Genomic DNA, 21,349 nt, shown 5'->3' on the forward strand with positions numbered 1-21,349 from the left:
CACACCGGACTTCCTCGGTGAGCGCCGGGACGGCCTCGGCCCGTCCCCGGGGGCGTCAGCCCCGCCACGCGACGGTGAGCGGTCATGCGTCCAATCCGGCATCAGCCACCGGCCACCGGCCACCGGCGATCAGTCCCCGGCCTCCTCCGCCGGGCCGTAACCGCCGCCGCCCGGCGTGTGGACGACGAGGATGTCCCCCACCCCGACGTCCGCCGCGTCGCGGCCCGCCAGGCGGTCCACCGAACCGTTGGCGCGCTCGATCAGATTCGCGCCCAGCGCGCCCGGTTCGCCACCGCCCATGCCGTACGGGGGCACCCGGCGGTGGCCGGTGAGGAGGGCGATGGTCATCGGCTCCAGGAAGCGGATGCGGCGGGTGACGCCGTGGCCGCCGCGCCAGTGGCCGCGGCCGCCGCTGTCCCGGCGGATCGCGAAGCTCTCCACCCGCACCGGATAGCGCCACTCCAGCACCTCGGGGTCGGTCAGCCGGGAGTTGGTCATATGGGTCTGTACGGCGTCCGCGCCGTCGAAGCCGTCTCCCGCACCCGAGCCGCTGGCGACCGTCTCGTAGTACTGGACGCGGTCATTGCCGAAGGTGACGTTGTTCATCGTGCCGGAACCCTCGGCCTGGACGCCCAGGGCCGCGTACAGGGCGCCCGTGACGGCCTGGGAGGTCTCGACGTTCCCGGCGACCGTGGCGGCCGGGAAGACGGGCGCCAGCATCGAGCCCTCGGGGATGCGGACCTCGATGGGCTTGAGGCAGCCGCTGTTGAGCGGGATGTCCTCGGCGACCAGCGTCCGGAAGACATAGAGCACGGCCGCCATGACCACCGAACTGGGCGCGTTGTCATTGCCCGGCCGCTGAGGCGAGGTGCCGGTGAAGTCCAGAAGGGCGCCGCGCGCCGTGCGGTCCACCGTAAGGGTGACGTGGATGACGGCCCCGCTGTCGGTCTCGTAGCGGTACGAGCCGTCGCCGAGGCCGGTCACGAGGCGGCGCACCGACTCCTCGGCGTTGTCCTGGACGTGCCCCATATAGGCGTGCACGACATCGAGGCCGAACTGCCCGATCATCCGGCGCAGTTCCTGGATGCCCTTCTCGTTGGCGGCGATCTGGGCGCGCAGATCGGCGAGGTTGGCGTCCGGGGCGCGGGACGGATACGGCCCGCCGGTCAGCAGTTCACGGGTCTCCCGCTCGCGCAGCGCCCCGTCCCGTACCAGCAGCCAGTTGTCGAAGAGGACGCCCTCCTCCTGGATGGTGCGGCTGAAGGCGGGCATGGAACCGGGGGTGATGCCGCCGATCTCGGCGTGGTGGCCGCGCGAGGCGACGAGGAAGAGCAGTTCGTCTCCCGCCTCGTCGAAGACCGGGCTGACCACGGTGACATCCGGCAGGTGGGTGCCTCCGTGGTACGGGTCGTTGATCGCGTACACATCGCCGGGCCGCATCGTGTCCCCGTTGCGCCGCAGCACCTCCTTGATGGACTCGCCCATGGAGCCCAAGTGCACCGGGATGTGGGGGGCGTTGGCGATGAGATTGCCCTCGGCGTCGAAGAGGGCGCAGGAGAAGTCGAGCCGCTCCTTGATGTTGACGGAGTGGGCGGTGTGCTCCAGGCGCACGCCCATCTGTTCGGCGATGGCCATGAAGAGGCTGTTGAAGACCTCCAGCATCACGGGGTCCACCTCGGTGCCGACCGCGGTGGTGCTCGGCCGCGGCCGGACCCGGGTGAGCAGCAGATGGCCGCCTTCGCCCGCGGTGGCCTGCCAGCCGGGGTCGACCACAGTGGTGGCGTCCTCCTCGGCGATGATCGCGGGCCCGGTGACCCGGTCCGACGGGCGCATACGGTCGCGTTCATGCAGAACGGTCCGCTGCCATCGCCCTTCCGCGAACATCCTTACGGTCGTCACGGGCGCCAGTTCGCCCTCCCTGGGCGGCCGCTGAACGGCATGGCCGCCGGTGGGCCCGGACGCGCCGACCGCCTCGACCGACACCGCCTCCACGACCAGTGGCTTGTCCATGGTGAACGCGTAGCGCGCGCGGTGTGCCCGGACGAACTCCTCGGTCATCGCGGTGACAGAGCCCAGCGGGACGGGGATGCTGGAGTCGGTGCCCGCGTACCGCAGATGGACGCGAACGACGGTGTCCAGGGTGTCCTCGGGGACACCGTCCGCGAGCAGTTCGTCCCGGGTCTGGCCGGCCAGCCGCGCACACAGCTCGCGCACGCGCGGCAGCGTCTGCTCGCCCAGCTCCGCCTCGACGGCCTGCTCGCGCATGGCGGTGGCGTCGGCCACCCCGATGCCGTACGCGGAGAGCACCCCCGCGAGCGGCGGCACGATCACCGTGCCGATGCCGAGCGCGTCGGCGACCGCGCAGGCGTGCTGGCCGCCCGCGCCGCCGAAGCTGGTGAGCGCGTAGCGGGTCACGTCACGGCCGCGCTGCACGGAGATCTTCTTGACCGCGTTGGCCATGTTGAGCACCGCGATGTCCAGGAAGCCCACCGCGGCCTCCTCCGGTCCGCGCCGGTCGCCGGTCGCCTCCGCGATCTCCTCGGCGAGCGCGCCGAAGCGCTCCCCGACCGCTCCCGCGTCCAGCGGCTGATCGGCGTGCGGGCCGAAGACCGCCGGGAAGTGGTCCGGCTGGATCCGGCCGAGCATCACATTCGCGTCGGTCACGGTCAGCGGGCCGCCGCGCCGGTAGCAGGCGGGGCCGGGGACGGCCCCGGCCGAGTCCGGCCCCACCCGGTAGCGCCGGCCGTCGAAGTGGAGCACCGAACCGCCGCCCGCCGCCACGGTGTGGATGTTCATCATCGGGGCGCGCATCCGCACCCCGGCGACCTCGGTGCCGAAAACGCGCTCGAACTCGCCCGCGTAGTGCGAGACATCGGTCGAGGTGCCGCCCATGTCGAAGCCGATGACGCGGTCGTGTCCGGCCTCGCCGGAGGAGCGCGCCATGCCCACCACACCGCCCGCCGGTCCGGACAGCACCGCGTCCTTGCCCCGGAAGTGCGCGGCCTCCCGCAACCCTCCGTTGGACTGCATGAACATCAGCCGGATACCGCGCAGTTCGACGGCCACGTCCTCCACATAGCGGCGCAGGATGGGCGAGAGATACGCGTCGACCACGGTGGTGTCGCCGCGTGACACCAGTTTCATCAGCGGGCTGACCTCATGGGAGCAGCTCACCTGCGCAAAGCCGAGGTCCCGCGCCACCGCGGCGAGGGCCTGTTCGTGGGCGGCGTGCCGATAGCCGTGCAGCAGGACGACGGCGGCGCTGCGGAAGCCGTCGCGGTGGGCGGTGCGCAACGCCTCGGCGGCGGCGTCGAGGTCCAGGGAGCGGACGACCTCGCCGTGGGCGTCCACCCGCTCGGGGATCTCCACCACCCGGTCGTACAGCGCCTCGGGGAGCAGGATCCGGCGGTCGAAGAGGCGGGGGCGGTTCTGGTACGCGATGCGCAGCGCGTCCCGGAAGCCTTCGGTGACGACGAGGACGGTCGGCTCGCCCTTGCGCTCCAGCAGGGCGTTGGTGGCGACCGTGGTGCCCATCTTGACGACGTCGATCATGTCGGCCGGGACCGGTTCACCGGGGCCGAGCCCCAGCGTCTGCCGGATCCCGGCGACAGCGGCGTCGGTATAGCGCTCGGGGTGGTGGGAGAGCAGCTTGCGGGTGACCAGGCGGCCGTCCGGACGCTTGCCGACGACGTCCGTGAAGGTTCCGCCCCGGTCGATCCAGAATTCCCAGCGACCCGTCACCCCGCCATTGTCGCAGCGGGCGGCGGTGTGTCGGCGATGAGCGGATCGGCGGGCGGGTGGGACAGCGGGGCGGCGGGCGCGGGTGCGGGCTGCTGGGCGAGCGGGTCGGCGGACGAGGGCGTGGGCCGCTCGGTGAGGGAGCCGGCGGGCGGGTGAGGGAGCAGGGCGGGCGCCGGGCCGCTGGTCACCGCGGTGAGCGCGGCGAGAGTCGCCCGCCGGTCGCGCTCCTCCAGCAGATGTGCGGTGCCCCGGAGGCGGTGCCTCCACTCCAGGGCCGCCAGCGCGACCAGGCCGGGCAGAAGGTCGGTGCAGCGGTCCGCGATCCACCGGGTGCCGCGGGTCGCCATCCACCACGCGGAGGCGGCGCGCGAGGGCGCGATGCCATCGAGCTCCAGGGACGGCGGGGCGCCGGTCGCGACGGACCGGGCGCCCAGGGCGCTGTGGAACTCCCTGGCCAGCAGCCGGTGCCCGAGCTCGCTCGGATGCAGCCGGTCCACGCTCCACGCCCGCCGCTCGGCCACCCAGCTATGGTCGCCGAGCTCCACATGGACCGCCTCGTACCGCTGGGACAGCGCGTGCACCACGGTGTTCACCGCGCGCATCCGGCGCCCCAGCGGGCGCGCGAGCGCGGAGGGCAGCCCCAGCATCCGCCCGGGGTCGGGCAGGCAGGCGGTGAGCACCACGGCGCCGTCGGCGCGCAGCGCGCCGATCGTGCGGTCGAGGGCCTCGGCGACCCGGTGGATGTCGAACGAGTCGCGCAGCGTGTCGTTCCCGCCGACCACGACCGAGGCCAGATGCGGGCGGGCGCGGCGGGCTTCGACCAGTTGTTCATCGGCGACATCGGCGGCCAGTGCCCCGCTGCGGGACACATTGACGAACTCCACGGGCTCGTCGGGGTGCGGCCCGGTGGCGGCCGCCAGCAGCGCGGCCCAGCCACGCCATCCGCCGCCGGGCGCCGGGTCGCCGAGCCCCTCGGTGAGCGAGTCGCCGAGGGCGGCGAACCGCAGCCTGCGCGGCTCCGCGCCGTCGCCCGGGCCCGGCGTGGGGCCGGGCGTCCGCCCGGCCGCCGAGTGCGGGGCAGTGGTGGAACCCTGCCCCGCACCCTCCGTCTCCGTCTTCCTGAGGCCGGCCTCCGTAAGGACGGTGTCCCTGACGACGGCCTCCGTAAGGACGTTCTCCGTACGAGACGGTTCCGTACCAGCGCGGTCCCCCGTGTGAGCGCCGGCTGCGCTCACCGCACACCGCCGATTGCCCGGTGCTCGGAGACCGCCGTGGCGGCCGGAAGCGCTGCGGCCGGGACCCGGCCGCCGTCGGCGCACCGGACGCCCTCGGTGGACGCCTCGTGGGCGGTCAGGAAGGAGGCGACCGCGGCGGGCCAGCCGTAGCGCTCGGCGCGTGCCCGGGCCGCCGCCCGGCGGAGGGGCTCCGAACGGGCCAGAACGCGCTCCACGGCGTCCGCGAAGGCCGTTCCGTTGTCCGCGGCGGTGTCGCCCGCGGCGCCGACGATGTCGGGCAGCGCGGAGAGCGCGCTGACGACGACGGGCGAACCGCACGCCAGCGCCTCCAGCGCCGCGAGGCCGAAGGTCTCCGCCGGGCCCGGCGCCAGCACGACATCGGCGCTCGCCTGGATGGCGGCGAGCCCCGCCCGCTCCGCCACATGGCCGAGGAAGACGGCCGGAAGCCCCTCGGCGTGGGCGCGGGCCTCCAGGCGCGGCCGCAGCGGCCCGTCCCCGGCGACCACGAGCGCCGCGGAGACGCCCCGCCGCCGCAGCTCGGCGAGCGCGTCGAGCGCCCGGCCCGGCCGCTTCTCGGGCGAGAGCCGCGAGCACATGGCGAGGAGAACGGCCGCCTCGCCGCGGTGGTGATCCCGCAGCGCGGCGTCGTGGTGGGAGGGGTGGAAGTGGCCGAGATCCACGCCCAGAGGGGCGCGTACGACATTCCGCGCGCCGATCCGTACAAACTCGCGCGCCGCCCACTCGGTGGTACAGACGATCCGCGAGTACGCCCGCGCGGTACGGAGGTTGAGCCGGTCCGCGGCGCCCTGGGCGAACCCGTCCGGCACACCCCAGGTGCGCAGCACGGCGTCCGCGCTCTCGTGGGAGACCATCACGGCCGGTACGCGGACGCGCCGCGCCCACTCCCCCGTCCAGCGGAGGGTGGTGCGGTCCGACACCTCGAGCCGATCCGGTGCCAGGCAGTCGAGCAGCCGGGTCAGCCGGCGCCGGTCGGTCAGGACGCGATAGCCGCCGGTGCCGGGGATGGTCGGCCCGGGCAGCGTGATCACCCGCCCCTGCCGGGTCTGCTCGTCCGAGACCCGCTCGCCCGGCACCACCAGGACGGCCTCGTGCCCGGCCGCCTGATAACCGGCCCCGAGCTCGCGCAGCGCGGTGCGGAGGCCGCCGGAGGCGGGGGTGACGAAGTTGGCCAGCCGGACGATGCGCAGGCCCTTGCCGTCGCTCATGCTGCTCTCTCCTCCCATGGAACTCACGCTGTGTGCCTTTCATTCGCTTCTCCGCCCACGCGGCGCAGAAGCGCGGGCATCGCGACCACCTGCGGCCCGGCGGCCGCGCGTACGACGCTCATGCCGCCACCGCCGTACGGGCCGCAAGCACCTCGGTGTAGTGGTCGATCAGCTGGTCGCCGATCGCCGCCCAGGTGCGGCCCTCGACCGCCTCCCGGCCGGCGTGCCCCAGTGCCGCGCGCAGCTTCGCGTCGGCCGAGAGCAGCGATACGGCGTCGGTCACCTCGGTCGCGTCCCCGGGCGGCACCAGCAGTCCCGTACGCCCGTGGTCGATGAGGTCGAGCGGGCCGCCCGCCGCGGGGGCAACCACCGGGACGCCGCTGGCCTGGGCCTCCTGCACGGTCTGGCAGAAGGTCTCCTGGGGCCCTGTGTGGGCGAAGACGTCCAGGGAGGCGAAGACGCGGGCCAGGTCGTTGCCGGTGCGGCGGCCGAGGAAGCGGGCCCTCGGCATGGCCGCCCGCAGCGCGGGCTCGCTCGGCCCGTCCCCGACCACGACCACCTGGACGCCGGGAAGCTGGCTCAGCGGCGCGAGCAGCTCGACGTTCTTCTCCGGGGCGAGGCGGCCGATGTATCCGACGATCAGCTCACCGCCGGGGGCGAGGGAGCGGCGCAGCTCCGGGTCGCGGCGCGAGGGGTGGAAGCGCTCGGTGTCGACCCCGCGCGGCCACAGCCGGATCCGCGGCACCCCGTGCTCCTCGAGGTCGCGGGCGGAGGCGGTGGAAGGAGCCAGGGTGCGGTCGGCGGCGGTGTGCACGGCGCGGATGCGCCGCCAGGCCGCGTTCTCGCCCGCGCCGAGGTAGGTGCGGGCGTAGGAGCCGAGGTCGGTCTGGTAAACGGCCAGCGCCGGTATCCGCAGCCGGAGCGCGGCGGTCATCCCGCGCGCGCCCAGCACGAAGGGGCTGGCGAGGTGGACGACGTCGCTGTGGTGGGAGGTGATGGCGGCGGCGAGCTTACGGCTGGGCAGTGCGACCCGGACCTGCGGATAGCCGGGCAGGGGCAGGGAGGGGATACGGACGACGGGGTACGGATGCGACCGGTCGAGCTCCCCTTGGCTCTCGGGTGGCCCGCCGGCCGTGGCGGGCGGTGGGCCTCCGGGGGGACCCGCCGGTGCGATGACCAAGGGGTGATGACCACGGCGGTGGAGATGGTCGGCCGTCTGCAGCGTGCAGTGAGCGACGCCGTTGATGTCGGGTGGGAAGGATTCAGTCACGATGGCGACACGCATACCGGTGTTGTCGGCGTACGAAGGGTGGCTCCGGCATCGTGCACGTTTCGCGCCGTAGAACGTCCCATGAGCGTTGGCCTTCGCGCTCCCCGGGTCCTCCTCAGCACCCCGGCGAGATCACATCAAACCCGCATAAACCCGCCTCAATGGCCGACCGGTCACTCGGCGCGAAACTGTCGCCCGGGTGAACACCCTGTTCGGGTGACGCGGAGGTACGGAGGGTGACGATCCCTTCACCCTCCCGGGGAAGACGCCTCTGCCGCCTCCGAGGTTGCGCGCCCCGGCGCGAGATCGCGCTGCGGGGCGGCCGGCCGGATCAGAAGTCCGGGGTTTCGGGCCCGATGCGGCTGCGGACGGCCGTCTGGACCTCGGCCTCCTCCGCCGGGTCGGCGGCCAGCCGGCGGAGCTGTTCGACGACGCGGGTGTCGGCGGTGGCGGCGTGCCGGGCGGCGAGTTCGCGGGTGCTCTCCTCGCAGTCCCAGAGGCATTCGACGGCGAAGCCCGCCGCGAAGGACGGATCGGTGGCGGCCAGCGCGCGGGCGGCGCGGCCGCGCAGGTGCGAGGAGGCCGTCTCGCGGTAGACATGGCGCAGTACGGGCGCGGCGCAGGTGATCGTCAGGCGCCCGGCGCCGTCGACGAGCGTCCACAGGATCTGGGCGTCCGGGCCCTCGGCCCGGACCGTGCGGCGGAGGGCGGCGAGCACGAGCGGGGTGTCGTACTGTCCGCCGCGGCAGGAGAGCATCGCGGCCGCCGCGTCGCCGAGGGCGTCGGGGCGGTGGGCCCAGACGCGGGCCCGGTCGAGGGCGGAGATGCTGCGCATGCGTTCGAAGGCGGAAAGGGCCGCCTGGGAGACCAGCTCCGAGGCGTCCGGCTCGGTCACGGCCGCCTCGATCAGGTCGAGCACCTCGGGGTCGCCGATCTCCGCGAGATGCCGCAGCGCGGCGGTGCGGGCGGCGTCGGGGGCCGACGCGGCGGCGGCGAGGAGTTCGGGCCGGTCCTCGGGTCCGGCGACGGCGGCCAGGCAGCGGGCCGCCGCGTCGGGGCGGCGGGCGTCCGGCTTCAGATCGTGCTCCCGCTGGGCCCACAGCAGGATGTCGTGGACGCTCCATCCGGGGCGCGGTCCCGAGGGCCGCATCTGGCGCTGCCACCGGTCGAAGGCGCCCTGCTCCGCCGCCGCGCGCACCCGCGGTCCGTGGTGCGGGTCGCCGGCCCACAGCCGCCAGGGCCGGGGCTCGTAGGCGCCGCGTACGACGGCGGCCAGCTCGGCGTCGCCCTCGGAGGTCTCGGGGAAGCGGGCGAGGACCGCGGGGGCCAGGCCGCGCAGCCCGGGGTCGTCGTCGCGCAGGGCCAGCTCGTCGAGGGCCCATTGCCAATTGCTGCCGGCCGCGGTGTAGCGGCGCAGCAGCCGCAGGGCGTCCGCCCTGCCGTAGGCGGCGAGGTGGCCGAGGACGGAGAGGGCGAGCCCGGTGCGCGCCTCGTCGTCGTTGACCAGGTCGTCGGGGTGGAACAGATGCTGTTCGATTTCGTCGAGCTCGGCGTCGAGGTCCAGGCAGAGCCTGGCGTAATAGAGCGAGCGGTTCTCGACCTGCCAGTCACGGCGGGGGTCGCGCAGCACACAGTGGTGCAGTGCCGCGAGCGCCTCGGCCCGCGGCGCGGCGAGGGCATGCAGGGTCCCGTCGCCGCGGCCTCGCTGAAGGAGGCCGAGCAGGGTGCCGCTGGGCGCTATGTCTGGATCGAACATGAGGTCAGCATCCGGTGCGGGAGGTTCGCTGGCAACGGGATTTCCGTCGATCGGCATTCTTGCCGATGTCCTGGCGCCGTATGCCTGATGAACGGCGTGGGACTGAGGGACTCCCGAGCGCCGCAGCCTACCCGGAATCGCGCCCTCCGCCGATTCCCGCCCGATATGCCCCCGGAAGGCCATCGGCATATGCCGCAAGCACCACCGGATCGGGTATTGCCAAACCGCTTACGGGATGTCGCAGCCTGTGCAAGAGTCGTTACCGGTCCCTCCCCCCTCAAGACCCGGCCGCGCCGCGCCCGTATCGGAGAACGTCATGCCGTCCCCCCGCTCCGCGGACCATCCCGCCGTTCCACCTCCCCAGCGTGACACGGTCGACGCCCTCATCTCGCAGACCCAGCGGCTCCGCGGCGGGCTCGACGCCGTCCGCCGCGACACCGTCGCGGATCTGGGCGGTACGGACGACGCGCAGGTGCGCTGGCAGCGAGCACTGTGCGAGCTCGCCGTCCACCAGCTGGACGATCTGGGCCGGCATCTGGGCGAGCTGCGCGAGGGACTGCTCGCCGATCCCCCCAGGACGGACGAGGGGACCGAAGCCGACGCGACGGGGACGGACGGGGGGACGGAAGCCGACCCGACGGGGACGGCCGGGGGGACGGAAGCCGACCCGACGGGGACGGCCGAGGCCCCGGCCGGGAGCGCTGCCACCGGCCGCGGTTCGCTGCTGAGCCGGGTCGGCAGCGCCGAGTGGAACCTCCTCTCCGACGGGGTCACCTGGTCCGACGAGCTGTGCCGGATCTTCGGCCGCGACCCCGGTGACGGCGGGCTCACCCTCGACGAGCTGCCCTCCTGGGTCTTCTCCGAGGACCAGCCGATCCTGACCGCGATGGTCACGGACTGCCTGGTGGACGGAAAGCCGATCGACGGCGAGTTCCGCGTCGTGCGCGCGGACGAGGTGGTGCGCACCATCCATATGGCGGGCGAGCCGGTGCTCGACACCGACGGCAGCACCGCCTCCATGTGGGCCGTGCTCCGGGACGTGAGCGAGCTGCGGCGTAGCGAACGGGCGGTGCGCGAAAGCCGGGACACCCTCAGCCACCAGCGGCGGATCGCGCGGACCGAGCGCCGGCTGGCGGTGGAGGTGCAGGAGGCCGTGCTGCCGCCGTGGCGCGGCTCCCTCCGGCTTCCGGCCGGCGACGGCCTTCCGGGCGCCGGACCGGTGGCCGACGGCGCCGCCCTCGACCTCGCCGCCCACTACCTCCCCTCCGAGTCCAGCGCCCAGATCGGCGGCGACTGGTACGACGCGCTCGAACTGCCGGACGGACGGACCCTGCTGAGCGTCGGCGGCCTCACCGGCCATGGTGTGACCGCGACCTGCGGCATGGCCATGCTGCTCGGCGCGGTGCGCGGCATGGCGGTGGCCGGGATCGAGCCGGGCCCGCTGATGGGGCGGCTCAACCAGTTGCTCGCCGTCTCCTCCCAGCCCGCGCTGGTCGGCGCCGCCTGCGGGCAGTACGACCCGCGCACCCGCACCCTGGTGTGGGCGCAGGCCGGACACCCCGCCCCGCTGCTCTTCCGCGACGGGACGGGGCGCCCGCTGCGCTCTTGCGACGGCGTGCTGCTCGGCGCCACGACGGGCGCCGCGTATACCCAGTCCGAGGAGCGGCTGGAGCCGGGCGATCTGCTGGTGCTGCACACCGGACGGCTCGCCCGGGACGCCGAGGGCGCCACCGAGCGGCTGCTCGCACTCGCGCCACGGCTGACCGCCGCCCATGGCGCACAGGAGTGCGTACGGACCGTGGCCGAGACGTTCGGCGACGAGCCGCGCGAGAACGACGCCTGTGTGCTGATCGCCAGGGTCACCGGTGCCCGCGCATGACGCGGCTTCACGCGTCGGCGTGGCGCGGTGATCGACCCTCGTAAGGCGTTGGCTTCCCGTACGGGTGACTTGTTTCGTGACAGTTGACTCGTCGTAAGGCGTTGCCCCTCGTCGGGCCCCTTGTGGGGCTCGTCAGGGCCTATGAGCCGTGGCCCGGCCGCTAGACGGCCGCGCTCCTGGCGATGGAGCCGGATCCTTTCAGCCCCGCGCCGCCCTTCCCCGCGCCACTCTTCGGCATCACCTGCTGGATCTCCTCACGCAGCTCCCGGATGGCCGGTGTCGTGCTGTACCGCCCGGTGAGCCGGTACATCTCGCGCAGCCGGTCCCAGGTGCGATGCGAGGAGTTCTGCTCGATCGTCAGCAGGGCCAGCCGGGCATAGCGCTCGGCCTGCTCGGGATCGTCGCCGATGAAACAGGCCGAGGCGATGGAGATGTGGTCGAAGATCTGGGACCGCTGGCGCCCGCCCTCCCGCATCCGCAGCGCCTTCTTGGCATGGCTCTCGGCGATGCCCGCCGCCCCCGGCTCGTGCTCGGCGAGGGTGCGGTAGACCAGCCCCTGCATCCCGTACAGATCCGCCTCGTTGAAGAGCTGCATCCAGCTCGGCGCCGGTCCTTCGTCCCGGTCCGAGATGAACAGCTCCTCCGCCTCGCCCAGGGCGCGGCGCACCGCCTGGCCGTGGCCCTTGGACGCCTGCGCCCATGCCTCGATGGTGCAGAACATGGCCCGGGTGCACGGCAGCGCCGCCTCGCCCGCACCGGTCTTGGCCAGCTTCATCAGATCCAGGGCGTCGTCCGGGCGGCCCAGGTGGACCATCTGCCGGGCGGCCCGGGAGAGTGCCTCGCCGGCCCGGGGGCGGTCGCCGCCCTCGCGGGCCGCGTGGGCGGCGATGACGAAGTACTTCTGGGCGGTGGGCTCCAGGCCGACGTCATGGGACATCCAGCCGGCGAGCACCGCCAGATTGGCCGCCACCCCCCACAGCCTGCGCTGCAGATGCTCGGGGTGGCGATAGGCGAGCATCCCGCCCACCTCGTTGAGCTGGCCGACCACGGCCTTGCGCTGGAGCCCGCCGCCGCGGGCCGCGTCCCAGGCGCGGAAGACCTCGACCGAGGTCTCCAGGGCGTCGATCTCCTGGGAGCCCACGGGGGCGGCCTCATAGCGGTCGAAGCCCACGGGGTCGAGGGACAGGGGATTGTCGGTACGGGGCGCGTCGGTGGCGAGGGTGGGGTCGGAGAGCAGAAACTCGCTCATGGCTCCGGTGATGGCGGATCCTGCGGCGAGCGCGGCGCCCGCACCCACCAAGCCGCGTCGGTTGAACATAAGGTCCATTCCCGTGAATTCGGTGAGGACCGCGGCCGTGGACTCGGGCGGCCAGAGCAGCCCGTCGGCGGGCTGTCCCTTTCCCGAGCGCCCCCCTCGTCCGAACCCGAGGTCCTCAGTGGTCACGACTCGACCGAGACGCTCGGTGAACAGGGCCGCCAGCACCTTGGGCACGGGATCGCGCGGCGTCTCGCCGGTGTCGATCCAACGCCGCACCCGCGAGGTGTCGGTCGCCAGTTGCGGATGGCCCATGGCCGCCGCCTTCCGGTTCACGAGCCTCGCGAGCTCCCCCTTGGACCATCCGGCGAGGCCGAACAGGTCCGCAAGACGGGTGTTGGGTTCCCTCGTCACGTCAAGCCCCCAGGTTCCTCGGCTGACTTGACAGTAACGGTCCCGTCACGAGCCGTGCGACTATTCGCCAGGGTTCGCCAGGGTCCGCCAGATGGTGTGCCACCCGCACAGGGGTGTGATGTAGGAGTGCGTTACCCGGCCCCGTGGCGGATCGAGCTGAACCGACCGCATTCCCCAGGGTGCGGCCCCGCCTGGGGGCCGGGTGCGTACGCAACTCGTCGGCACACGAAGGGATCTGTATCGCCCATGTACGCAGCGTCGTCCTCCGTGTCCGCCCCGCCCCGGCCGTACCGGCGCCCGCTGCCCGGCTCTGGGCCGTACCTCGATCCCGCCCACGGCGGCCGGGCCCGGCGGACCGCCGCCCCCGGCACGGTGCCGCCTCGCGGGAGACTCGACTTGTCCGGTCCACAGGGTGCGCAGCTCCGCACCGCGATCACCTCGGTCCATCGCATCTGTCCGGAGTTCAACCCGGTGCAGGTGCTGCGGCGCAGCGGACGGTCCGTGCTCCTGATCGGGGCGACCGGGCGCAGCACCGCGGTGGCCAAGTGCCTGCTGGACCACTCCCCCGCGTGGGCCGAGCGGTTCCGCCGGGAAATAGCGATGTACCGCACGTTCGTCCGCCAGCGTCCGCCGGTGCGGGTGCCCCGGCTGATCGCCGCCGACCCGGACAACTGCGCGCTGGTCATCGAGCGGATGCCCGGGCGGATCGCGGCCGCGCAGCGCCACCCCACCGAGCCCCCGCCGCGCGCCGATCTGGGGGCGGTGCTGGGCGCGATCCGCAGGGTCAACCAGTGGCGGCCGCCCGCCAATCTGTTCGACGCCCCCATCGACTACGCCGCCCGGCTGACCCGCTATCACGAGCTCGGGCTGCTCACCGACCGGGACATGGGCGATCTGCAGAAGCTGCTGCGCGGCGTCTCGCACGCCTGGGGGCGGCAGACCCCGGCACAGTTCTGCCATGGCGACGCCCTGTTGAACAATGTCCTGCTGTCCCCCGCGGGCCCGGTGCTCCTCGACTGGGACCACGCGGGCTGGTATCTGCCCGGCTATGACCTGGCCACGCTGTGGACGGTGCTGGGCGACGCCCCTGTCACCCGCCGCCAGATCAGCCAGTTGGCGCAGGCGGCGGGCCCGGCCGCGCGGGACTCCTTCCTGGTGAATCTGATGCTGGTGCTGACGCGGGAGATCCGCCAGTACGAGACCGCGGTGCAGCGCACCATGCACGATCCCGCCCCCGTGGTGCCGGGCGCGGTCCCGGCCGGTGAGGAGCAGCGGCTGTTGCTGCGCCGGCTGCATGACGACTGCGCGCTGGCTCGGCGCGCGGTGCGGGCGGCGGTCGGCACCCGCTGAGCGGAGGCGGATGGCGGCAGGGGCGCGTCACCGGTCTGGACCGGTGACGCGCCGCAGTCGGGCTGACATGCGAACACGCGTCTGGGTGACGGCGATTGACGTCACGCCTGGCAGCGCATATCTCTAAGTGGCTCGGCCCGGCCCGCTTGAGGAGGCTGCAATGCCAGAATCCGCACAGGACAGCGCCCACGACGCGAACAGAACCCCGTCCGGCCCCACCCGGAGAACCACACTGCGGACCGCGGGAGCCGCGGCGTCCGCCGCCCTTCTGCTCCCGCTGGTCTCGGCGACACCCGCCGCCCATGCCGACCAGCCACGGGCCGACGGTCCTCCTGCCGACGGCGGCGCCCTGCAGCGCGCCTTCACTGCCGCGGCCGCCGAATACGGCGTTCCGCTCAGCGTGCTCCTCGGCGTCTCGTATCTCCAGTCGCGCTGGGACGGCCACCGAGGCGCGCCCAGCGTCACCGGCGGCTACGGGCCCATGCATCTCACCGACGCCCACACCGCCCTGCTCACCGCCCCGCACCACAGCCAGGGCACCGAGGACGCGCGCGGCGATCTCGCCCGGCCCCTGAGGGTCCCCAAGGCCACCGTTCCCGAGCCCCGGCAGCTACCCGCCCGGCTGCGCACCCTCGGCCGGGCCGCGGAGCTCACCGGGCTGTCCGCGGAGGCGCTGCGCGGCGATGAGAGCGCCAATGTGCGCGGTGGCGCGGCCCTGCTGGCCGCCACGCAGAAGCGGCTGGGGCTGCCGCCGAGCGAGGACCCGGCCGGCTGGTACGCGGCGGTGGCGGCCTACTCCGGCGCCGATGACGCCACGGCCGCGGCCGCCTTCGCCGACGAGGTGTACAAGGTGATCCGCGGCGGTGCCACACGGACGACCGCCGACGGTGAGCGGGTCTCCCTCGACGCGGCGCCCGCTCTCGCGCCGGACACCCGGCAGTTGCGGACGCTCGGTCTGCCGTCCCGTGCCCGGGATCCGCATGTCGAGGCCCCCAAGGATGTGTCCTGCGAGTGGATCCCGGCGCCCTACGAGGAGTTCGGGGAGAACGACTACGGCAACCACGACCTGGGCGACCGTCCCACCTCGCAGTCCATCGACTACATCGTCATCCATGACACCGAGGGCTCCTGGGACACCACCATCAAGCTGGTCCAGGACCCCACCTATGTGTCCTGGCAGTACACCCTGCGCTCCTCCGACGGGCACATCGCCCAGCATGTGCCGCTCAAGGACGTGGCCTGGCACGCGGGCAACTGGTACGTCAACGCCAAGTCCATCGGCCTGGAGCACGAGGGATTCCTGACCGCTCCGGACGCCTGGTACACGGAGGCGATGTACCGCTCCTCGGCGCGGCTGGTGCGCTATCTCGCCAAGCGGTTCGACATTCCGCTGGACCGCCAGCACATCCTGGGCCATGACAATGTGCCCGGCACCACCACCGCCACCATCGCGGGCATGCACACCGACCCCGGCCCCTACTGGGACTGGGCGCACTACTTCACCCTGCTCGGCGCGCCCTTCCGGCGCACCGCGGGCTCCTCCGGCGGCCTGGTCACCATCCGCCCCGACTACGACACCAACCGGCCCGTCTACACCGGCTGTGAGACGGCGGGCCAGGCGTGTGCCCCGCACGGCTCGGCCGCGGTGCGGCTGCACACCGCGCCGCGTGCGGACGCCCCGCTGGTCAAGGACATCGGGCTGCGTCCCGACGGCTCCGACTCGACGACCGGGGTCAATGACACCGGCGCCCGCGCCACCACCGGGCAGCAGTTCGCGGTCGCGGGCCGTGAGGGCGACTGGACGGCGATCTGGTACCTCGGCCAGCGGGCCTGGTTCCAGGACCCCGAGCGGCGGCCGACGGCGGTGAGCGCCAAGGGGCTTGTGGTGACGCCCAAGGCCGGGGCGAAGGAGGTTCCGGTGTACGGCCGCGCCTATCCGGAGGAGGGGGCGTATCCGGAGGGTGTGCCGGTGCAGGCGGTTTCGCCGCTGCCGTACAAGCTGCTCGCCGGGCAGTCCTATCCGCTGGGGCTGCGGACGCGGGGCGAGTATCTGTGGGCGCCCACCTTCGATCCGGCCGGTCACAAGGTGGTGCGCGGCCAGGACGTGTACTACCAGATCCAGTTCGGGCACCGGGTGGCGTTCGTCCGGGCCGCCGATGTGACGGTCCGGCGCTCGGGGAAGTGAGCCTGGCGGGCCGTCAGTCCGCAGCGGGAGAGTGGTAGAGGGGCCATCCGGGGGCCGTGAGCGACCGTGTCGGCCGTGTGCCGTACGGGCGGGTCACGGCCCCTCGGCGGGACTCCTCAGCGCTGCTGGAACATCTCCGCGGGCAGCGGCTTGAGCAGCCGGTACAGATCGTCGGTGATCGGCCGGTCCCAACTGGCGATGGTGACGAGCACACCGTCGCTGCGGTCGAACTGGGCGCAGGAGATCCGGCCCTCGGAGAGCTTGATCCGGCGGACGATGAGGAGGTTGTCCTCATGCATGACCGGGCTGTCCTCGGTGTCCACCACATGCACCGGCTCGTCGTTCCCGAGGGCCGCCAGAAGCTGGGTGACTTCGAACGGCGGCTGGCCCTCCGCGACCTCCCGGGCCGGGGATCCCTCGGGCAGATTGCCGATGATCATCGCCGGGCCGCGGCCGCCGAACAGGTCGTAGCGCAGGAAGACGCCCTGGCAGGTGCCGTCCGGAGCGGGCAGCAGCCCCGCCCCGAGGTCGCCGGGCCAGTCGCCCGGGTCCATGGCGAGGACATCGAAGTCCGGCCCGGTGGGCGTGGCGGCGCTGCGGCGGCGGAGGAAGGACATGCGGACATGGTACGTGGCCGCGTGCCGGTTACCGTGCCGGGGAGCGGGCGGGCCGCACCCCTCATCCGGGGTCGGGCGCCGGGCGCTGGGGAAGGCCGACGGTGGGGGTGATCAGCCGCTTCGCCAGCCCGGCCCGGTCGGTGCCGACCTTACGGTAGACATCGGAGAGCAGCCGGGCCACCTCACGCTCCTCCAGCCCCGTCGCCTCGCCGATCCGGGCGTCCGGCCAGCCCTCGGCGGCCCGCTCGGCGACGGCCTGCTCCTGCGAGGTCAGCGGGCTGGTGTGAGCGACCCGCAGTTGCATGGGGCGCAGTCCGGCCGCGGACAGCTCGTCGCGGGCCCGGGCCGCGAGCGCGTCGGCCCCGCAGCGCACCGCCCCCTCCAGACCGCGGTAGAGCCGGTCGCCGGCCTCCTGGGGCAGGCCGATACGGCGCAGCGCGGCGCCGTGGTCGACCAGCGCCACGGCCAGGTCGTAGGCGGCCGGTGACCGCATCAGATGGCTGACGGCCTCGGCCAGCAGTTTGATCCGGTCCGGGCCCTGGGTCACGGTGGCCGCGGTGTGCAGCGACTTACCGATCGCGGAGTGGGTGCCGAACTGACGGGCGCGGCGCACCGCGTCGTCGGCGACCTCGACGGCCTGCGGGGGATCGGTCAGCGCGAGGGCCTGGGCGAGGTGGGGCTGCCAGGGGCACCAGGCGGGGTTGCGCATCCCGCGCCCGTCCATGCGGCGGCCGACCTCGGTGAGCTGGTGCCGGGCCTCGCGGTGGAGATTGGCGGCCAGCAGCAGCTCACCGCGGACCGCCGGTACGTCGGGGCAGAGCGTGGCCTGCGGAAGGGTCTCGCCACGGTGCCCGGCCGCGAACTCCTGCGCCTCGCGGACCCGGCCCTGGCAGATCAGCGTTCCGATGAGGGTGCCGACCGCGGTCCAGTGCGCGGGGGTCGAGGAGCCCACCAGATCGGCGATCCGCATCCCCTCCCGGGCCAGTTCCTCCGCCTCGCCGAGCGCGCCGCGGCGCAGACGGGCGTAGCCGAGAAGAGTGAAGCCGAACGCCAGATGGGAGCCGCGCCAGCCCTTGCGCTCGCATTCGGCGATGCCCTTGTTGAACAGCTCCTCGGCGCGCCCGGGCTGGTCGCAGTGGAGGAAGACCAGGGCGACCAGGATCGGCACCTCGAAGCCCCAGTCGTCATCGGTCCAGCTGAGGCCGTCGCCGAGGGCCTCCTCCGCGTAGTGCAGTGCGGTGGCGACCGGCTCTCCGCGCGTCATCGCGTCCCAGGCGCGCAGTCCCAGCAGATAGCGCTCGGCCATGCCGCGGCCGGTGAGATGGTCCGCGAGCCGGGCGAGCCGCCGGGAACGGGCGGGCGACTCCTTCTCGTCGGCGCGGAACATGTTCCACATCAGCTGCTCGGTCTGCATCCGCAGCCGGGTGCGGGCGCTGGTGGCCCGCCCGATCTCGGCGGCGACGACCTGGGCGGCCTCCTCCATATGGCCGCTGTGGCCGTATGCCTGGGCGAGCCGGTAGGTGATCGCCTCGCGCAGGTCGGGGCCGAGCGCGGGCTCCTCGAGCGCGGCCCGCAGATGGTTGACGGTGACGTCGGGCTCGGTGAGCTGGGCGGCGCAGCCCAGCTCGTACAGCACGGCGGGGCGCTCCTCCAGGGCGGGTGGTTCGCGCAGCGCCCGGGCCAGACAGCGGCGCCCGGCGTCGGGGGCTCCGGCGCGCAGATACTCCCGGGCGGCGGCCCGCAGATGGTGCACCACCCAGGGATCACCTTCGGGGTGCATTTCCAGCAGATGCCGGCCGGCGGCCGCGGAGCCCAGGCCCGCGCCGAGCACCACGGTGGCGGCCTGGCCGTGCATGGCCACCCGCAGGGCGCCGGGGATGGCCTGGTAGACGGCGGTGGCGATGAGCGGGTGGAGGTATTCGAGGGGCCGGGTGGCGTTTCCGGGGCGCGGCGGGGCCAGGATCCGCGCGTCGACGAGCCGCGCCACCACATCGGCGGCCTCGGTCTCGCTGAGCCCGGCGACATTGGCGGTCAGCGCCGGGGTGGCCTCGATGCCGAGGACGGCGACGGCCCAGGCGAGGCGGACGGCGGCGGTGCCGAGGCGGGTCAGCCGGTCGTTGAGCCCGCTGTCCTTGGCCGAGGAGACCAGTTCGCGCAGCGCGGGCAGGTTCTCCGACTGCGGTTTCAGCCGGCGGTCGCGGATCTTGGCGGTGAGCTCGGTGATCTCCCAGGGGTTGCCGCCGGTCATCGCCCAGCACTCGCGGCAGAACGCCTCGTCGGCGTGGTCCCCGAGGACCTCCCGGACGATCCGCCCGACTCCGCTCGGGGTCAGCGGAGCCAGCACATGGGGACGTGATCCCTGGCGCTCGACAAGCGCCCGTATCACGGCGACGTCGGCGGTCAGGCCCTCCGGGCGGTAGCCGACGGCGAGCAGCAGGGGCAGGTCCGCGGTGCGGGAGGCGAACCGGGTCAGCCAGTCCAGCGATTCGGGGTCGGCCCAGTGGACATCGTCGAGGATCATGACGACCGGGGCGTGTTCCACGGCGAAGCGGGTCACCAGCCAGTCGAGGCCGTCGCGGACGCCCTGCGGATCGGGTGCGCCGCCGTTGCCCGAGACCACCAGGCCGACCGCGGGCGCGACGATGTCGTACCAGGCGCCGAGGATCCTGCGGTGCTCGTCCTCGCCGGTCGCCGCGAGCACCGGCTGGAAGAGCTGACGCACCACATGGAAGGCCGCGCCCTGTTCATGTTCACCGCCACGGGCCCGGAGCACGGTGCAGCCGCGTGCGCCGGCCCTCCGGCGCGCCTCGCCGAGCAGCGCGGTCTTGCCGACGCCGCCGGGGCCCTCGAAGGCGATCACTGCGCCGCCGCCGGTCTCGGCCCGATCGGCGGGTTCCGTCCCGCACAGCTCGGTCAGCGCAGCGTCCAGCGCGCGCAGCTCCCGATCCCGCTCCAGCAGTGTCCGGCGCGTCCGGTCCTGTTGGCTCATGTCCTCCGCCACGTTCTTCCCCTCCGGCAGGTGACGCCGAGCGTAGCGCGGATGGCACGCTCCGTAGCCCCTCAATGGGGGTATTTCCGCCGGGTATTGCCAGTGGCACACGCCAATTCACTGCCTCCTCTATCGATGCCACGTTCCGCACGCGAGGATGACCGGATTCACCGGGTTGGCCAGACGCCGCGCAAGCCTGTGGTAAAGCGGGCTCGGCCGCCCGACCAACGAAGGGGGCGGACACGACGATGCACGCGCACGCTTCGCGACCACAGGCCCGGCAGACGACACTGCTGCGACGGGCGGCCCTGTTCGACTTTCCGGCCTCCGCCGACCTCAGTCCCGGCACCGAGGCGGCCAGGCACCACACCATCCAATGGCTTTCGCGGTTCGGCGTCTTCGAGGGCCATGAGTCCGTCGCGGAGTACGACGCGCTCCGCTTCGACGTGCTGGCGGGCCTGTTCTACCCCCGGGCGACCGGCGCCGACCTGAACCTGGGCAGTGACCTCGTGGGCTGGTACTTCGTCTTCGACGATCAGTTCGACGGGGAGCTGGGCTCCCGTCCGGAGGCCGTGGCCCGGCTGGTGGCGGACGTCATCCGGATCACCGAGGAGGACACGGCCCACGGCAGGGCACAGGACGGCGAAGGGCCGCTCCTGGAGAGCTTCCGCGACCTGTGGCGCCGGATCAGCTCCGGGCGGCCGCAGGTGTGGCGGGACCGCTTCCGCCACCACTGGCTGGAGTACCTGCACTCCTACCACCGCGAGGCCCTGGAGCGGACCGGCGCCCTGCCCGGAGCCGGCGGGGACGCACCGCGCTCGGTGGAGGCCGTGCTGGCGCTGCGGCGTCACTCGATAGGCGTACAGCCCTGTCTCGACCTGAACGAGCCGTTCGGCGGCTACACCCTGCCGCCCGCGCTGCACGGCGGCTTCCCGATGGCGCGGATGCGGGAGGCTACGGACGATGTGGTGGTCTTCACCAATGACATCGCTTCCCTGGACAAGGAACTGGCCGTGGGCGATGTCCACAACAGCGTCATCGTCCAGTGGGAGCGCGCGGGTGGTGAACTGGAGGACGCGGTACGCCATATCGCCGACCTCGCCAACGCACGCTACCGCTGGTTCGAGGAGACCGCGGCCAGGCTGCCGGCGCTGCTCACCGAGGCGGGGGCGGACCCGGGCACCCACCACGCCGTGGGGCGCTATGTGGACGGCATGCGGCATGTGATGACCGGCAATCTGGGCTGGTCGGTGCGGACGGCACGCTACGACGAGCGGGGCACCGAGGCGGTCAGCGGGGGACGGCAGCGGCCCTGGGCCCAGTTGACCGGCGCGGAGGAGCTGATCCGCGCGGGGCGGGGCGCGCCGCTGCCACCGCTGGGCAGCGGCTCGGGCTCCCGGTGACCGGTGCGCGGAAGCCGACGCGTTCGGAG

The 21,349-nt window shown here is 73.4% G+C and carries 12 protein-coding genes; 4 read left to right on the plus strand and 8 right to left on the minus strand.

Annotated elements, in window-relative coordinates; translation table 11 throughout:
- Positions 1-129: 129 nt before the first annotated feature.
- The 5 genes from STRVI_RS26635 to STRVI_RS26655 form a co-directional block, all read right to left on the minus strand.
- The gene (locus STRVI_RS26635) at positions 130-3,741 is read right to left on the minus strand and encodes a hydantoinase B/oxoprolinase family protein (RefSeq protein WP_014058734.1); all 3,612 of its coding nucleotides are present in this window, start codon (positions 3,739-3,741) and stop codon (positions 130-132) included.
- On the minus strand, positions 3,738-4,976 hold the full coding sequence (locus STRVI_RS26640; protein WP_014058735.1) for an SGNH/GDSL hydrolase family protein: 1,239 nt from the start codon (positions 4,974-4,976) through the stop codon (positions 3,738-3,740). The genes STRVI_RS26635 and STRVI_RS26640 overlap by 4 nt, the downstream gene beginning before the upstream one ends.
- On the minus strand, positions 4,973-6,202 hold the full coding sequence (locus STRVI_RS26645; protein ID WP_014058736.1) for a glycosyltransferase: 1,230 nt from the start codon (positions 6,200-6,202) through the stop codon (positions 4,973-4,975). The genes STRVI_RS26640 and STRVI_RS26645 overlap by 4 nt, the downstream gene beginning before the upstream one ends.
- Positions 6,203-6,320: 118 nt before the next feature.
- Positions 6,321-7,487, minus strand: coding sequence for a glycosyltransferase family 4 protein (locus tag STRVI_RS26650; protein WP_014058737.1), 1,167 nt, complete (start codon positions 7,485-7,487; stop codon positions 6,321-6,323).
- A 316-nt stretch (positions 7,488-7,803) separates the two neighbouring features.
- On the minus strand, positions 7,804-9,228 hold the full coding sequence (locus STRVI_RS26655; RefSeq protein WP_014058738.1) for a hypothetical protein: 1,425 nt from the start codon (positions 9,226-9,228) through the stop codon (positions 7,804-7,806).
- A 316-nt stretch (positions 9,229-9,544) separates the two neighbouring features.
- On the opposite strand from STRVI_RS26655, the gene STRVI_RS26660 reads away from it, so the two are divergent.
- Positions 9,545-11,107, plus strand: coding sequence for a PP2C family protein-serine/threonine phosphatase (locus STRVI_RS26660; RefSeq protein ID WP_014058739.1), 1,563 nt, complete (start codon positions 9,545-9,547; stop codon positions 11,105-11,107).
- A 160-nt stretch (positions 11,108-11,267) separates the two neighbouring features.
- Here the strand turns inward: STRVI_RS26660 and STRVI_RS26665 are convergent, their stop codons facing one another.
- Positions 11,268-12,776, minus strand: a complete 1,509-nt coding sequence (locus STRVI_RS26665; RefSeq protein ID WP_014058740.1) for a DNA-binding protein NsdB — start codon at positions 12,774-12,776, stop codon at positions 11,268-11,270.
- A 246-nt stretch (positions 12,777-13,022) separates the two neighbouring features.
- Here STRVI_RS26665 and STRVI_RS26670 point away from each other — a divergent pair, with 246 nt between their 5' ends.
- On the plus strand, positions 13,023-14,126 hold the full coding sequence (locus STRVI_RS26670) for an aminoglycoside phosphotransferase family protein (RefSeq protein WP_014058741.1): 1,104 nt from the start codon (positions 13,023-13,025) through the stop codon (positions 14,124-14,126).
- A 160-nt stretch (positions 14,127-14,286) separates the two neighbouring features.
- A complete protein-coding gene (locus STRVI_RS26675; protein WP_014058742.1) occupies positions 14,287-16,311 on the plus strand; it encodes an N-acetylmuramoyl-L-alanine amidase in 2,025 nt (674 codons plus the stop codon).
- 116 nt (positions 16,312-16,427) lie between these two features.
- Here STRVI_RS26675 and STRVI_RS26680 read toward each other — a convergent pair whose 3' ends face one another.
- The gene (locus STRVI_RS26680; protein WP_014058743.1) at positions 16,428-16,928 is read right to left on the minus strand and encodes a hypothetical protein; all 501 of its coding nucleotides are present in this window, start codon (positions 16,926-16,928) and stop codon (positions 16,428-16,430) included.
- Between the two features lie 61 nt (positions 16,929-16,989).
- Positions 16,990-19,917 carry an ATP-binding protein gene (locus tag STRVI_RS26685; RefSeq protein WP_043239843.1) on the minus strand — a complete coding sequence of 976 codons (2,928 nt, stop codon included), beginning with the start codon at positions 19,915-19,917 and terminating at the stop codon, positions 16,990-16,992.
- Between the two features lie 248 nt (positions 19,918-20,165).
- Here STRVI_RS26685 and STRVI_RS26690 point away from each other — a divergent pair, with 248 nt between their 5' ends.
- Positions 20,166-21,320 (plus strand): isoafricanol synthase, encoded by a 1,155-nt coding sequence (locus STRVI_RS26690; RefSeq protein WP_014058745.1) that lies wholly within the window; start codon positions 20,166-20,168, stop codon positions 21,318-21,320.
- Positions 21,321-21,349: the final 29 nt, after the last annotated feature.

It is taken from the genome of Streptomyces violaceusniger Tu 4113 (genome assembly GCF_000147815.2).
Classification (GTDB): domain Bacteria; phylum Actinomycetota; class Actinomycetes; order Streptomycetales; family Streptomycetaceae; genus Streptomyces; species Streptomyces violaceusniger_A.

Excerpts from the sequence above, each read along its gene's own strand:
- STRVI_RS26645 (WP_014058736.1), bottom strand. The coding sequence starts at position 6,202 with ATGAGCGACGGCAAGGGCCTGCGCATCGTCCGGCTGGCCAACTTCGTC.
- STRVI_RS26650 (WP_014058737.1), bottom strand. The coding sequence starts at position 7,487 with ATGCGTGTCGCCATCGTGACTGAATCCTTCCCACCCGACATCAACGGC.
- STRVI_RS26655 (WP_014058738.1), bottom strand. The coding sequence starts at position 9,228 with ATGTTCGATCCAGACATAGCGCCCAGCGGCACCCTGCTCGGCCTCCTT.
- STRVI_RS26660 (WP_014058739.1), top strand. The coding sequence starts at position 9,545 with ATGCCGTCCCCCCGCTCCGCGGACCATCCCGCCGTTCCACCTCCCCAG.
- STRVI_RS26670 (WP_014058741.1), top strand. The coding sequence starts at position 13,023 with ATGTACGCAGCGTCGTCCTCCGTGTCCGCCCCGCCCCGGCCGTACCGG.
- STRVI_RS26675 (WP_014058742.1), top strand. The coding sequence starts at position 14,287 with ATGCCAGAATCCGCACAGGACAGCGCCCACGACGCGAACAGAACCCCG.
- STRVI_RS26680 (WP_014058743.1), bottom strand. The coding sequence starts at position 16,928 with ATGTCCTTCCTCCGCCGCCGCAGCGCCGCCACGCCCACCGGGCCGGAC.
- STRVI_RS26685 (WP_043239843.1), bottom strand. The coding sequence starts at position 19,917 with ATGAGCCAACAGGACCGGACGCGCCGGACACTGCTGGAGCGGGATCGG.
- STRVI_RS26690 (WP_014058745.1), top strand. The coding sequence starts at position 20,166 with ATGCACGCGCACGCTTCGCGACCACAGGCCCGGCAGACGACACTGCTG.